Origin of the sequence: Microvirga lupini, assembly GCF_014191055.1 — a bacterium.
Classification (GTDB): domain Bacteria; phylum Pseudomonadota; class Alphaproteobacteria; order Rhizobiales; family Beijerinckiaceae; genus Microvirga; species Microvirga lupini_A.
Genome location: NZ_JACHWB010000005.1, coordinates 83,274 through 96,671, shown reverse-complemented (window position 1 = coordinate 96,671; position 13,398 = coordinate 83,274). Strand labels below are relative to the sequence as shown.

12 protein-coding genes are annotated in these 13,398 nt (G+C 63.8%); 7 read left to right on the top strand and 5 right to left on the bottom strand.

Features of this window, described 5'->3' with window-relative positions; genetic code table 11:
* Positions 1–59: 59 nt before the first annotated feature.
* The 3 genes from FHR70_RS17935 to FHR70_RS17925 all read right to left on the bottom strand — a co-directional run bounded on the left by FHR70_RS17935 (position 60) and on the right by FHR70_RS17925 (position 1,312).
* Positions 60–461: a hypothetical protein gene (locus tag FHR70_RS17935; RefSeq protein ID WP_343058842.1), complete on the bottom strand. Its 402-nt coding sequence runs from the start codon at positions 459–461 to the stop codon at positions 60–62.
* A gap of 157 nt (positions 462–618) precedes the next feature.
* Positions 619–942 carry a YnfA family protein gene (locus FHR70_RS17930; protein ID WP_183452705.1) on the bottom strand — a complete coding sequence of 108 codons (324 nt, stop codon included), beginning with the start codon at positions 940–942 and terminating at the stop codon, positions 619–621.
* A gap of 106 nt (positions 943–1,048) precedes the next feature.
* Positions 1,049–1,312, bottom strand: a complete 264-nt coding sequence (locus FHR70_RS17925) for a hypothetical protein (protein ID WP_183452702.1) — start codon at positions 1,310–1,312, stop codon at positions 1,049–1,051.
* 92 nt (positions 1,313–1,404) lie between these two features.
* Between FHR70_RS17925 and FHR70_RS17920 the strand changes: the two genes are divergently transcribed.
* From FHR70_RS17920 to FHR70_RS17895, 6 genes are all read left to right on the top strand, one after another.
* Entirely contained in the window at positions 1,405–1,842 is a 438-nt protein-coding gene (locus FHR70_RS17920) for a MerR family transcriptional regulator (RefSeq protein ID WP_183452700.1), read from the top strand.
* A 5-nt stretch (positions 1,843–1,847) separates the two neighbouring features.
* A complete protein-coding gene (locus FHR70_RS17915; protein ID WP_183452698.1) occupies positions 1,848–2,300 on the top strand; it encodes a GNAT family N-acetyltransferase in 453 nt (150 codons plus the stop codon).
* 110 nt (positions 2,301–2,410) lie between these two features.
* Positions 2,411–3,196: a DUF2189 domain-containing protein gene (locus FHR70_RS17910; protein ID WP_183452696.1), complete on the top strand. Its 786-nt coding sequence runs from the start codon at positions 2,411–2,413 to the stop codon at positions 3,194–3,196.
* Between the two features lie 140 nt (positions 3,197–3,336).
* A complete protein-coding gene (locus FHR70_RS17905; RefSeq protein ID WP_183452694.1) occupies positions 3,337–4,380 on the top strand; it encodes an alpha/beta hydrolase family protein in 1,044 nt (347 codons plus the stop codon).
* Between the two features lie 619 nt (positions 4,381–4,999).
* Positions 5,000–6,808, top strand: a complete 1,809-nt coding sequence (gene aspS, locus FHR70_RS17900; protein WP_183453040.1) for an aspartate--tRNA ligase — start codon at positions 5,000–5,002, stop codon at positions 6,806–6,808.
* Positions 6,809–7,201: 393 nt separating this feature from the next.
* Positions 7,202–9,505, top strand: coding sequence for an NADP-dependent malic enzyme (locus FHR70_RS17895; protein ID WP_183452692.1), 2,304 nt, complete (start codon positions 7,202–7,204; stop codon positions 9,503–9,505).
* A 143-nt stretch (positions 9,506–9,648) separates the two neighbouring features.
* On the opposite strand, the gene FHR70_RS17890 is transcribed toward FHR70_RS17895, so the two are convergent.
* Both FHR70_RS17890 and erpA read right to left on the bottom strand, forming a co-directional pair.
* Complete coding sequence (locus tag FHR70_RS17890) at positions 9,649–11,547, bottom strand: hypothetical protein (protein WP_183452689.1); 1,899 nt, start codon at positions 11,545–11,547, stop codon at positions 9,649–9,651.
* A gap of 88 nt (positions 11,548–11,635) precedes the next feature.
* Positions 11,636–11,962 (bottom strand): iron-sulfur cluster insertion protein ErpA, encoded by a 327-nt coding sequence (gene erpA, locus FHR70_RS17885; RefSeq protein ID WP_183452687.1) that lies wholly within the window; start codon positions 11,960–11,962, stop codon positions 11,636–11,638.
* An 88-nt stretch (positions 11,963–12,050) separates the two neighbouring features.
* On the opposite strand from erpA, the gene FHR70_RS17880 reads away from it, so the two are divergent.
* A complete protein-coding gene (locus FHR70_RS17880; protein ID WP_183453038.1) occupies positions 12,051–13,265 on the top strand; it encodes a deoxyguanosinetriphosphate triphosphohydrolase in 1,215 nt (404 codons plus the stop codon).
* The last annotated feature ends 133 nt before the right edge of the window (positions 13,266–13,398 follow it).

The following is a 13,398-nucleotide window of genomic DNA, read 5'->3' as shown; positions in this document are numbered from 1 at the left end:
TGACACAAGGGACGGGACAGTCGAGAGGGCCGGTTCGGCTGTTCTGCCGCAGACGAGGGCTAAGCGCCGGGCTGCAGGCGGGCGAGATGTTTCCGGCGTGCCCGGGCCTGCCGCTCGGCAAGCTTCATGAGCCAGTCGAGAATGTTGTGCTCGACCACGAGGCCGGTCTCGGCATCCTCCAGGCGCTGGATGCGGTCGACCCGGAAGCCGCGATAGCCGTCCTCGGTGAGGATGTCGATTCCGCCCAGAAGCATCTTGCCCGGACCCACCTTCAGCTCGCGCGCCAGCACCCAGCGCCGGGTCGCATTGCCGGCCTGATCCACATAGTCGAGCTCCAGCGCGCCCTCCAGCGGATAGACGTGCCAATTGCCCTCGATCCGCTCCTCGACAGGAGCGTTCCGGGCCGGCCTCAACAGGGATGTCGCAAGGGTGGTAACCATAGGCAGAATATGGGGTTTCACCCTTTGTTCCGCAAGGATTTTGCCGCCTTTTCAGGAGCGAAAACGACGCGAATTCTAAAGCATCGGACGTGAGTTCGAATTCACGTCCGATGCTTTAAGTTTTTGGTTCGACGCATCTTTTCACGCAAAACCGGTGTTCACTTTTGCGTTCGATGCTCTAGGCCCGCGGTCCAAGCAGAATGAGGGCCGCTCCCATGAGGCAGATGGCACCTCCCGTGAGATCCCACCGGTCTGGGCGTATTCCCTCGACGGTCCACAGCCAAAGGAGCGAGGCGACGATGTAGACGCCCCCATAGGCAGCGTAGGCTCGGCCGGCGGCGCCGGCTTCAACAAGGGTCAACAAATACGCAAACAGGGCCAGCGAGAGCCCTCCCGGGATGAGCCACAGGAGGGATCTGTCCAGGCGCAGCCAAGCCCAGAATGCAAAGCAGCCTGCAATCTCCGCCAGGGCGGCCAACGAATAGGCAAGAATGGTCGTCATGGCGCGACCATCCACTATCTTGGCCGTTTGCACCATCCCGCTTCAGAGGCGTGCGACCCGTTGGGCGATGGGTCTGGCTTCAGGCATGCTCATGAACCGCCTTCCGTCACGACGGCGATGAGGCAGACTTCGTTCCGGCGCAGCCGCACCCGGCTCCGGTGGTTTCGCATGCGGGTGCCCGACGCTTGCGGTTCATCATCAAGAGAGCGACACCCGTGCCGGCCAGGAACGCAAACCCGATCCCCCAACCGAGCGATGTCGCGCTGAGACCGCCGAGGCCGAGGCCGACCATCAGGGTTCCGATGGCAGGCAACGAGCAGCAGGCGACGCAGGCAGCACCGAGTCCAAGAAGTTTGTAGGTGGTTTTCACGCAATCCTCGCAACATCCAAGTGACAGAGTTGCTGGAGGATGCGACCTCAAGTAACTTGAGGTTCAAGCCCATACTTTCCGAGTACACGAATATGTGTTCACGAGCTCTGACCATCGGTGCCTTGGCCGAGCAGACGGGATGCAATGTCCCGACTATCCGGTACTACGAGGAGATCGGCCTGCTGCCGCCAGCCCGTCGTCGGCCGGGAGGACATCGTTTTTATTCCGAAGACGACCTGCGGCAGTTGACGTTCATTCGCCGCTGCCGCGATTTCGGATTCTCCGTCGAGCAAGTGCGAACCCTCGTCTCCCTGGCCCAGGATCCGGATCGCGACTGCAACGAGACCCGCGATCTCGCCCAGGCGCATCTCGCCGAGGTTCGGCGGAAACTGATCGAGCTTCGCGCTCTCGAAAGCAGCCTGGAGGCGTTCGTCGATAACTGCACGGCAGCCTGTGCAGGCGGCCCCGCCTCGCAATGCACCATCACGCAAGATCTGACTGGGCCTCGTGGGAGCCGGTGTTGCGGGTAGAGGCAATGACCTCCAACGGCACTCAATGCGAAGGCAACCGGATGCAGATCGAGGTTCTCGAAGAAGCCAGCCCGCCCGGCGCGGACGACGTCACGGCCGGCCTGCGGGCTCACGTGATCGAGAAGACCGGCCCTCTGCCTCTGATCCCTCTCACCCTGCTTCTGCGGGACGACGAGAGCCGGGTGCGCGGCGGCATCCGTGGTGCCGTCGCCCTGTGCTGGCTGCAGGTGGACCATTTCTGGGTCGACGAGGACCTGCGCGGGCAGGGCTACGGCTCACGCCTGCTCGACATGGCCGAGGAGGCTGCCCGGATGCATGGCGCCATCGGGGCGCACCTGACCACGTCAACTTTCCAGGCGGAGGGGTTCTACCAAAAGCAGGGTTATGCCGAGATCGGCCGCCTGAAGGACCGCCCGCCCGGCCACGACCGCATCTGGATGGCCAAGCGCTGGGGGTGAGGGCGGCGAACACCCTGGGAAAGACTAAGGATTCTTCCTGAATGGCCGCTACCGCTTGCTGAAACTATGATTTCAGGGTGCCGAAGATCGGTTCAGGAAGGGACAGTCGCATGAGCGAGGACACCCGCACCACCGTCCCCTTGGCTCGCCAGGAGCCGGTGATCCGCCGGATCGGGCGCGCCGACATCGTCGATGCCCTGTCGGCGGGCCTCAGGGACTTCCAGGCCTATCCGGCCTTCGGGCTGTTTTTTGGGGGCGTCTATGCCCTCGGCGGTATCGTCATTCTGGCCTGCGCCTTCCTGTGGGACCTGCTCTATCTCGTCTATCCGCTTGCCGCCGGCTTCGTGCTGGTCGGGCCCTTCGTGGCGGTCGGGCTCTACGAGGTCAGCCGCCTCCGGGAGCAGGGGCAGGTTCCATCCTGGTCCGGCGTGTTCCGGGCGATCTGGGCGCAGGGCGGCAAGGAGATCTCCTGGATGGCCTTCGTGACCATCTTCCTGTTCATCATCTGGATGTATCAGGTGCGGCTGCTGATCGCCCTGTTCTTCGGCCTCCACGGCATGCCCGCGGGAGGCTTCCCGGGCGTTCTCTTCACCACGCCCGAAGGCCTGGCCTTCCTGGCGGTCGGCCATATCGTCGGGGCGGTGCTGGCCACCGTCACGTTCTCGCTCACGGTCGTGTCCTTCCCGCTGCTCCTCGACCGGGAGGTGGATTTCATTTCCGCCATGATCACCAGCGTCCGCGCCGTGGTGAGCAACCCGGCCGCCATGCTGGGCTGGGCGGCTTTCGTCGTGCTGATGCTGTTCACGGCGGCGCTGCCCGCTTTCTTGGGCCTCGTCGTGGTCCTGCCGGTGCTCGGGCATATCACGTGGCATCTGTATCGGAGGCTGGTGGGGTAGGGTTGGCCAATAGCGCCGCAATGGCTCGGCGGGGCTTGCCAAGTGCTCATGACATTGCTTGTAACCGCTTCTTGGAGACGTGACTGCGAAGCTACAAAAGTGTATGTTATCACGTATGTATTGGGGTTGAAGGGGAAGCCATGATGCGTAGCCGGATTTGGACTGCCGCAGTCCTGTTTCATGCGATTGTCGGCACGACCAATGTTGCGGCTGAAAATGCAGTCGGCTTTCGCTCGATGGTCACTCAGGCTTCCCCTCGCGGACAAGCAATAGAGTTGACGGTCTGGTATCCCACCGCATCGGCGGGTACGCCTCAGACTGTTGGAGAGGGCAAGATCTTCAAGGGAACATCCGGCCTGCGGAATGCTTCTGTTGCCGAAGGCCGCTATCCCGTCATCCTGCTGGCTCATGGGGGCTTTCGCGCGGCCCCCAACCACGAGGGTTGGATCGCCGCATCTCTCGCGGCTCGCGGGTACATTGTGGGTGTGACGCGGCCTCCGAAACTTGGCCCCCGGGATGCACAGGCGGCTGTTCAGGAAATCTGGTTGCGCCCCGCCGATCTCTCGGCAGCACTGACTACCATTGAGAACGATCCTGCGCTCTCTTCACGAATCATTCCGGAAAAGGTGGCTGCTGTCGGATTCTTCCTTGGTGGAACATCCGTACTGGCACTCACAGGAGCCCGTCTTGATGCGGCAAGCTACAAGCAGTCATGCGATTTGCCGGATGCAGGAGTGGATTGCGCTTGGTTTGCCAAGAACGGCGTTGATCTGAAAAGGATCGAAACTGCAAACCTCACTCGCTCTCATCAGGATCGGCGCGTCAAGGCCGTTGTCGCAGTCGACCCGGAACTGAGCAAGAGCTTTGCCCCTGAGAGTTTGGCGGGGATCAGGGTCCCGGTTCACATCATCAATCTCGGACAGCCCGGTCAGATCCCCCCAGCCCTTGAGGCTCGGGGCTTAGGCAGGAATATCCCCAGCGCCAGCTACGACACAGTGGCAGACGCCGTCGCCTTCAGCGCATTCAGCCTCTGTACATCGGCAGGGCCTGCGCTCCTTAAGGAAGAAGGGGGCGATGAGGATGTGATCTGCCGAGATGGCGGTAAGCGGTCACGAGAGGAAATCCATGTCGAGATTTCAGAAAAGATTGTGGCTGCTCTCAATCGGGACCTTTCCTCTCAATGATAAATTAAAGAATCTAATGTTCACTATTTGTTCTTGACAATTCTCCTAAGCTGAGCCATATCTTGGGTGTCCTGTCTCACGGGGACGCGCCCGAGGCGTCGGTTGTGGAGGCGGGATGCGGTTCTGGCCGCTGCGGGACAAGACGCTGGTCCCGTATGCCAGGGCCCTGAGTGGAGGATGAGGTTCATGGCGGCTGTTCGGGCAGGGCCATGCGCACGCCTTCCAAGCCTCGCCAGCCCGAGGATCTTCATCAAGGGCTGCGCACGAGAGGCGCCGTGAAGCGGGTCTGAGGGTGCCGTCCCTGATCCCGCCGGAGCGCGAGGCTCAGGGTCGAAAAGCCGTGCGCGGAAGGCCAAGGTGCTTCCCGTCCGGGCGGAACTCCCGTCCCGACCCGATCCTTCGCCCGCTCCACCGGAGTGCAGCGAAGCCGCCTTGCCTCCCGCGCTTCCCTTAAAGCAGCCCGAGACGAGCCAGGACAAAGCCCACAGCCGCCACCCCGATCAGGGGAGGGAGCGCTCCCGCACAGGCTCGATTTCAGCCTTCCGCCTTGACTTCCCCGGCCTCCCATGGATGTTGCGCCTCAAACCGAACCAGCAGGCTTTTGTCCATGTCCGCCTCCATGCACCGTTACCGTTCCCACACCTGCGGCGCGCTCCGCGAATCCGATGTCGGCGGGGTCGCCCGCCTGTCCGGCTGGTGCCACCGCATCCGCGACCATGGCGGCGTGCTGTTCATCGACCTGCGCGATCATTACGGCATGACGCAATGCGTGATCGATCCCGATTCCCCGGCCTTCAAGATGGCCGAGACGGCCCGGTCCGAATGGGTGATCCGGGTGGACGGCAAGGTGCGCAAGCGCCCGGCCGGCACCGAGAACGCCGAGCTGCCCACCGGCATGATCGAGGTCTACATCACCGATATCGAGGTCCTGGGTCCAGCGGCCGAGCTGCCGATGCCGGTCTTCGGCGACCAGGACTACCCGGAGGAGACCCGTCTTACCTATCGGTATCTCGACCTGCGCCGCGAGAAGCTGCACGCCAACATCATGAAGCGCGGCGCGATCATCAACAGCTTGCGCTCCCGCATGCAGCAGAGCGGCTTCTTCGAGTTCACGACGCCGATCCTGACCGCCTCCAGCCCTGAGGGCGCGCGCGACTTCCTGGTGCCGTCGCGCATCCATCCCGGCAAGTTCTATGCGCTGCCGCAGGCCCCGCAGCAGTTCAAGCAGCTGATCATGATCTCCGGCTTCGACCGGTACTTCCAGCTCGCCCCCTGCTTCCGCGACGAGGACCCGCGCGCCGACCGCCTGCCGGGCGAGTTCTACCAGCTCGACGTGGAGATGAGCTTCGTCACCCAGGAAGACGTGTTCCAGACCATGGAGCCGGTGATCCGCGACACCTTCAAGGAATTCGCGGACGGCAAGCCGGTGACGGAGACGTTCCCGCGCATCCCGTATTTCGAGTCCATGCTGAAATACGGCAACGACAAGCCGGACCTGCGCAACCCGCTCATCATCGCCGACGTGTCCGAGGTGTTCACCCGCGAGGACGTGACCTTCAACGCGTTCAAGAACGTGATCAAGTCGGGCGGCGTCGTGCGTGCGATTCCCGCGACGGGTGCTGCCTCGCAGCCGCGCTCCTTCTTCGACAAGCTCAACGACTGGGCCCGCACGGAAGGCGCGCCGGGCCTCGGCTACATCGTGTTCGAGGAAGAGGGCGGCCAGATCACCGGCAAAGGCCCCATTGCCAAGTTCATCCCGGAAGCCGCCCAGGCCGCCATCCGCGAGAAGGCCGGTATCAAGGCGGGCGATGCGGTGTTCTTCTCGGCAGGCTCTGAGGACAAGGCTGCGTCGCTTGCCGGCAAGGCGCGCACCCGTATCGGCGACGAGCTCGGCCTCATCGACAAGGACCGCTACGAGTTCTGCTGGATCGTCGACTTCCCGCAATACGAGTGGAACGAGGACGAGAAGAAGATCGACTTCTCGCATAACCCGTTCTCCATGGCAGATTACGACCACGACGCCTTCATGGCGCTCGATCCGTCCGACAAGGACAAGATCCTCAAGATCACGGCTTTCCAGTACGACATGGTCTGCAACGGCTACGAGATGGCCTCGGGCTCGATCCGCAACCACCGTCCCGACCGGATGGTGAAGGCGTTCGAGATCGCCGGCTACGGCGAGAAGGAGGTCATGGAGCGGTTCGGCGGCATGTACCGCGCGTTCCAGTACGGCGCACCGCCCCACGGCGGCATGGCGGCCGGCGTCGACCGCATCGTGATGCTGCTCTGCGGCGCGCAGAACCTGCGCGAGATCACGCTGTTCCCCATGAACCAGAAGGCCGAAGACCTGCTCCTCGGCGCCCCCTCCGAGGTGATGCCCAAGCAGCTGCGCGAGCTGCACATCCGGCTGAACCTGCCGGAGAAGTAAGACCCGTTCAGAAACGATCGGGTCGCTCCATCGGGTGAACCTTTCCGTCATGGCCGGCCTTGTGCCGGCCATCCACGTTTTCCGGCCATTTCGTCTCCCTCGACCCTCATCCTGAGGAGGTCGCGCAGCGACCGTCTCGAAGGAGGCTCCAGCGCTCTCTGGATCCTCCTTCGAGACGCAGACTGCGTCCGCTCCTCAGGATGACGCTGAAGAGGCGGAAAGGAAAAGCGTGGATTCCCGGAACAAGTCCGGGGATGACGTGGTGGGACGAGCATTGGCGATCCTGTCTTGCGCCCCCTCGACTTTCCGAACCGATAGAGAAGAACGTTGACGGCGAAGGGCAGGGCGCTCACAAGGTCCTGAGTCATACGTTTGGTGCAAGGAGCGTTGGGGATGGCAGAGAACATCTCGCAGGATCTGAAATCGGGAGCGATGTTCTACCATCAGCATCCGCGCCCCGGTAAGCTCGAGATCCAGCCGACCAAGCCCCTCGGCAACCAGCGCGACCTGGCGCTGGCCTATTCCCCCGGCGTCGCCGCCCCCTGCGAGGCCATCGCGGCCGATCCGGCGCAAGCCGCCAATCTCACGTCGCGCCAGAACCTCGTGGCCGTGATCTCCAACGGCACGGCCGTGCTCGGCCTCGGCGATATCGGCCCGCTCGCCTCCAAGCCCGTGATGGAAGGCAAGGCGGTCCTGTTCAAGAAGTTCTCCGGCATCGACGTGTTCGACATCGAGGTGGCCGAGACCAACGTGGACAAGCTCGTCGAGGTGATCGCAGCCCTCGAGCCCACGTTCGGCGGCATCAACCTTGAGGACATCAAGGCGCCGGAATGCTTCGAGGTCGAGGAGCGGTTGAAGGCCCGCATGGGCATCCCGGTCTTCCACGACGACCAGCACGGCACGGCCATCATCGTCGGCGCGGCGGTGACGAACGCGCTGGAATTGGCCGGCAAGCGCATCGAGGAGGTGAAGATTGTCACCTCAGGCGCCGGCGCCGCCGCGCTTGCGTGCCTCAACCTGCTGGTGTCGCTCGGCGCCAAGCGCGAGAACATCTGGGTCACGGACATCAAGGGCGTGGTCCACGAGGGCCGCAACGAGCTCATGGACCGTTGGAAGTCGGTCTATGCGCAGAAGACGGATGCGCGGACTCTGGCCGACGTGATCCCGGACGCCGACGTGTTCCTCGGTCTCTCCGCCGGCGGCGTTCTCAAGCCCGAGCTGCTGGCCCAGATGGCGCCGCGCCCGCTGATCATGGCGCTCGCCAATCCCTATCCTGAGATCATGCCGGAAGAGGCCGAGGCTGCCCGTCCCGATGCGATGATCTGCACCGGGCGTTCGGACTATCCGAACCAGGTCAACAACGTCCTGTGCTTCCCCTACATCTTCCGCGGCGCGCTCGATGTGGGTGCGACCACGATCAACGAGGAGATGAAGGCCGCGGCCGTGAAGGCGATCGCGGGTCTTGCCCGCGAGGCGCCTTCCGAAGTGGTGGCGCGCGCCTATGGCGGCGAGGCGCATCCCTTCGGGCGCAAGTCCCTGATCCCGAGCCCGTTCGATCCGCGCCTGATCCTGCGCATCGCGCCCGCCGTCGCGAAGGCCGCGATGGATTCCGGCGTCGCCACGCGGCCGCTTGAGGATCTGGAGGCCTATGCCGAGTCGCTCGGCCGTTTCGTGTTCCGCTCCGGCTTCATCATGAAGCCGCTGTTCTCGCAGGCGAAGGCTGCCCCGAAGCGTGTCATCTACGCCGAGGGCGAGGACGAGCGCGTGCTGCGGGCCGTGCAGGTCATCGTCGAGGAGGGCCTCGCCAAGCCGATCCTGATCGGCCGTCCCAACGTGGTCGAAGCCCGCATGAAGCGCTTCGGTCTCTCCATGGAGATCGGCCGGCACTTCGAGCTGGTGAACCCGGAGGACGATCCGCGCTACCGCGATTACGTCGCCACCTACGTGGAGGCGGCGGGCCGCAAGGGCATCACGCCGGACGCAGCCCGAACCCTGGTGCGCACCAACTCCACGGTGATCGGTGCGCTGGCCGTGAGGCGAGGGGATGCGGACGCGCTGATCTGCGGCCTCGAAGGCCGCTTCCAGTCGCGCGTCAAGCACATAAAGGACATCATCGGGCTCGCTCCCGGCGTGAACGAGCTGGCGGCCCTGTCGCTGGTCATCACCTCGAAGGGCGCCTACTTTCTGGCCGACACGCATGTGCAGATCGACCCGACCGCCGAGCAGCTCGCCGACATGACGATCGCCTGCGCGAGCCATGTGCGCCGCTTCGGCATGGAGCCCAAGATCGCGCTGCTGTCGCATTCGGATTTCGGCGCCGCCGACAGCCGCTCGGCGCTCAAGATGCGCGAGGCGCTGGCCTGCATCACCGAGCGTGCGCCGGACCTCGAGGTCGACGGCGAGATGCAGGCGGACACGGCCCTCTCCGAGATGCTCCGCGAGCGGGTGAACCCGCACTCGCGCCTGACCGGCGAGGCGAACGTGCTGATCATGCCGAACCTGGACGCGGCCAACATCGCGTTCCAGTTCACCAAGATCTTGGCGGATTCGCTGCCCGTCGGCCCGATCCTCATCGGCCCGGCCAAGCCCGCCCATATCCTGACGCCGTCCGTGACGGCCCGCGGCATCGTCAACCTCACGGCCATCGCGGTCGTCGAGGCGCAGGCCGCCGAGCAGGATCAGCCGATGCTGATTTGAGACTGTTGAAGGTTATCTGAGCCCTCATCCTGAGGAGGTCGCGTCAGCGACCGTCTCGAAGGATCATCCAGTGCTTTCTGGAACCTCCTTGACGCAGCTGCGCTGCTCCTCAGGATGAGGCGAGTGTCAGAATGCCAGCCGGCCTACTCCACCTTCGCGGAGATGTTCAGCTTCGCCAGCGCTTCCTTCGGGTCGGACGCCATCATGGCATCCATCACGCCGAAGCCGGACGGGTTCTTGGGCTGAGCGTTGATCGTGAGCTTGCCGGGCTTGGCGATGAAGCGACCGATGGCCTGGCCCAAGGTGCTGGCCTGTTCCGAATTGCCCATCATGGCTGACACCACGAACGGCGCGGCGCTCGCATAGATCGTCCGCAGTGCCTCGGGCGTGGTCTTCTGATCCTTGGCGGCTTGGGCCAGGTAGCGCCCGAGCAGGCCCTTGTCCTCGACCACGATGTCGGCCGATTTCGCCTTGGCGCCGATCAGCGCGGCAGCGGCTGTGGCTTCGTCCGCACTGAAGAGGTCCCTGGTGACATTGCCAATGGTGCCCGTCAGCGAAAGGCTGCCCATGTCCTGCCCCTGAACGGACACCTCCTTGAGGGCAATCTCATTCGCCGTCTCGTTCCAGGTGGCGGCGACCAGGAAGGACGAGTCGAGCGTCTTGTAGCCCAAGGCCGTGAGTTGCTTGGCAAGATCGTCCGTGCTGTTCGAAGGCAGCGTTATGACGAGGTTGCGCTGTTCGATCCGGATGTTCGTGGGAAGGCCGTTCAGAGGCTTGTCCGCCGTCAGCTCGAAATCCTTGAGCGAGAAATTCACCCGGTCGGTCTTCTTTTCACCGGTCTTGTTCGGCACATCCACATCGATGCCCGACAGGCGCAGGGTGCCCAGCGTCGGAATGAGCGTGCGAAGCGCCTCCTGGTCAAGCTCGTCGATCCGCTTGCCCTGAAGCGCTTTCAGGCCGTTCAGCATCGGCGTGAAGGAGAAGCCGGTCAGGCTGATCGTGCCGATTTTCGCGCGACCGTCCTGATCGCCGATCTCCAGCCCTTCCAGGCGGGTTTCCGCCGGCTGGCCTCCCGTGCCGCCGGTAAAGGCAATCCGGTCGATGCGGCCAGCCACGAGTGAATTCTGATCTTTGGATTTCCGGTCCTTCGCTGCGGCGGCCTTTTTAGGCGTGGCCTTGATCCGAATGTCGGCCGCTTCCATGAAGCCGATGTCAAAGGCCCCCAGGATATCGACCATCGCGGTGGTGAGGCGGGTCTCTTCCTCAGGCGACAGGTTCTCCTTGCCGCCCATCTCGGTCAGGAACGACATGGCGCCGCCCCAGGAATCCTTGGTCGGCCGGGCCATGACGTCCCGGCCGTTCAGCCGGGCGATCTGCACCGAAACGTTCTCAGCATTATCGACCACGTCGAGGTTTTCGATCGTGAAGTCACTATAGATCCTGGTCATCGGCGCGGAGGCGGACTCGTCCTTCGTCTCGTAGAGCCTCACGAAAGCCGGGGTGTTAAGATCGCTGATGGTGGTCCGGCCATAGCTGAACAGCAGGTTGCCCTTCCCGCCGGGCGTTTCGACCGCCATGGTTCCGATAACGGCCTTTGCGACCTGTCCTTGGACGACATCGTTCAGGGTGACGTTCCTGTAGAAGATCGTCTGCGTCTCCTTGCCGATCTTCTGCGTCACCTTGATTTCGGGAGACGTGACCTGCTTGGCGCCGACCCGCATCAGGCGGTCGGCCAGCGGCTCGGAGGCGGACGAGAACAGCGATTCGATTTCGCTGCGGGAGACGGTCACACCCGAAAAGTCGATCCGCTTGGCCTCATAGGTGAAGTCGCCCCAGGTGAAGCGCGCATTGTCCAGGCTGAAGCTGTCGGCGGATTGCGCGAAAGCCGCGCTCCAGAGCGGGACCCGGATCGCCTCGACGGAGACGTGCCGGTCTGCGTGACCGGAGACCAGGTTGCGAACCACGGCCGGTTCGAGCTGCAGAGCAGCCGAGCCTGCCATCAGAGCAAGCGCGCAGATGCCCGCGCGGTAACGAAGTCGCATGTGATCCCCCAAAGCAGGCCCAATCAGAGCCGGCATCCTTTAGCCTATAAATGTCCGCTGGGGGAGATCGGTCTGTTACGTAATGGTTTTACAGCGAGAACGAGGTTCCGCAGCCGCAGGAAGCGGTGGCATGGGGATTCTCGATCTTGAACGATTGCCCGATCAGGTCGTCCACGAAGTCGATCACCGAGCCGTCCATGTACTGGATCGACACCTCGTCCACGACCACTTTGGCCCCGTCCTTTTCGATCACGAGATCGTCGTCCTGCCGGGTACGGTCCACGTCGAAGGCATACTGGAAACCCGAGCAGCCGCCGCCATTGACGCTGATTCTCAAGTGGGAACCGTCCGGCTCCGAGGCCATGATCTCGTTGATGCGGCGGGCCGCGCGCTCAGTCAGGGTGATACCGGTCATGGTCACTTCCAGTCCATCGAAGGACGCAATTCTTGCGCTAAGTGTTAAGAGCAAGGTAAGTGCGCCCTGACAAGGCTTCAACCCGGGGATATGTGTGCGGCCCTTTGGCGAGAGATGGCGAGCCCCTTATGCCTGCAACCCGTGGGGAAGCCGCGGCCGGCTCTTCCCTGAGGCGGTGTCCCCGACCCGCAGCGAATTTCAGCGCGACCGGGACCGGATCATCCATTCCTCGGCCTTTCGCCGGCTCAAGCACAAGACGCAGGTCTTCGTCTATCACGAGGGCGACCATTTCCGGACACGCCTGACCCACACCATCGAGGTGAGCCAGATCGCCCGCGCGCTCGCCCGCTCCCTGGGCCTCGACGAGGATCTGGCCGAGGCGCTGGCGCTCTCCCACGACCTCGGCCACACGCCCTTCGGTCATACGGGCGAGGATACGCTCGACGAGTGCATGGCGGGTTTCGGTGGCTTTGACCACAATGCCCAGGCCCTGCGGGTGGTGACCCGCCTGGAGCGCCGCTATGCGGAATACGATGGCCTGAACCTCACCTGGGAGACCCTGGAGGGCTTGGTCAAGCACAACGGCCCGCTCCTTGATGCCGAAGGAAAGCCGACCCTGCGCTACGTCGCCCGAGGCGTGCCGCTGGCGATCCTCGAATACAACGCCCAGCAGGACCTGGAACTCGCCACCCATGCCGGCGGCGAGGCTCAAGCCGCGGCCATCGCCGACGACATCGCCTACGATGCCCATGACATCGACGATGGCCTGAGGGCCGGGCTGTTCCGGATCGAGGACCTGCGCGAGGTGCCGTTCCTCGCCGAGCTCCTGGCCGAGATCGAGAGCCGCTATCCCAATCTCGACCTGTCCCGCCGCATCCACGAGCTCACCCGACGTGTCATCACCCGCTTCGTCGAGGATGTGGTGAGGGAGGGCGAGCAGAGGATCGCGGCCCTGGCGCCGCAGAGCGCGGGCGACATCCGGCAGGCGGGGAGCACGATGGTCTGCTTCTCGAAGGCCATGGTGGAGGCGGACGCCTCGATCAAGCGCTTCCTCTATGCCCGCATGTATCGCCACCCGGACGTGATGCGGGTCCGGGCCCAGGCCGACGACGTGCTCCGGGACCTGTTCCGCCGCTTCAAGGCCGAGCCGGAACTCATGCCGGAGGAATGGCGAGCCGACCTGCCGAGGGAGGACGAGCCCCGCTTGGCGCGAAGGGTTGCGGACTACATCGCCGGCATGACGGACCGCTATGCGATCCTCGAACACCGGCGCCTGTTTGACGTGACGCCGGACTTGCGTTAGGCGCGGCTCAGTCATTTTAGAGCCTTGAAACGCAACCCTCATCCTGAGGAGCAGCTGTAAGCTGCGTCTCGAAGGAGGGTCCAGCGAGCACTGGAGACGCCCTCGCGCCCGGACAATATGTCCGGGACCTTGA

What these genes read in the sequence shown, in the direction of transcription:
- FHR70_RS17930 (WP_183452705.1), bottom strand. Translation starts at nt 942, where the DNA reads ATGACGACCATTCTTGCCTATTCGTTGGCCGCCCTGGCGGAGATTGCA.
- erpA (WP_183452687.1), bottom strand. Translation starts at nt 11,962, where the DNA reads ATGACCGGTATCACCCTGACTGAGCGCGCGGCCCGCCGCATCAACGAG.
- FHR70_RS17905 (WP_183452694.1), top strand. Translation starts at nt 3,337, where the DNA reads ATGATGCGTAGCCGGATTTGGACTGCCGCAGTCCTGTTTCATGCGATT.
- FHR70_RS17895 (WP_183452692.1), top strand. Translation starts at nt 7,202, where the DNA reads ATGGCAGAGAACATCTCGCAGGATCTGAAATCGGGAGCGATGTTCTAC.
- aspS (WP_183453040.1), top strand. Translation starts at nt 5,000, where the DNA reads ATGCACCGTTACCGTTCCCACACCTGCGGCGCGCTCCGCGAATCCGAT.
- FHR70_RS17915 (WP_183452698.1), top strand. Translation starts at nt 1,848, where the DNA reads ATGACCTCCAACGGCACTCAATGCGAAGGCAACCGGATGCAGATCGAG.
- FHR70_RS17920 (WP_183452700.1), top strand. Translation starts at nt 1,405, where the DNA reads ATGTGTTCACGAGCTCTGACCATCGGTGCCTTGGCCGAGCAGACGGGA.
- FHR70_RS17890 (WP_183452689.1), bottom strand. Translation starts at nt 11,547, where the DNA reads ATGCGACTTCGTTACCGCGCGGGCATCTGCGCGCTTGCTCTGATGGCA.
- FHR70_RS17910 (WP_183452696.1), top strand. Translation starts at nt 2,411, where the DNA reads ATGAGCGAGGACACCCGCACCACCGTCCCCTTGGCTCGCCAGGAGCCG.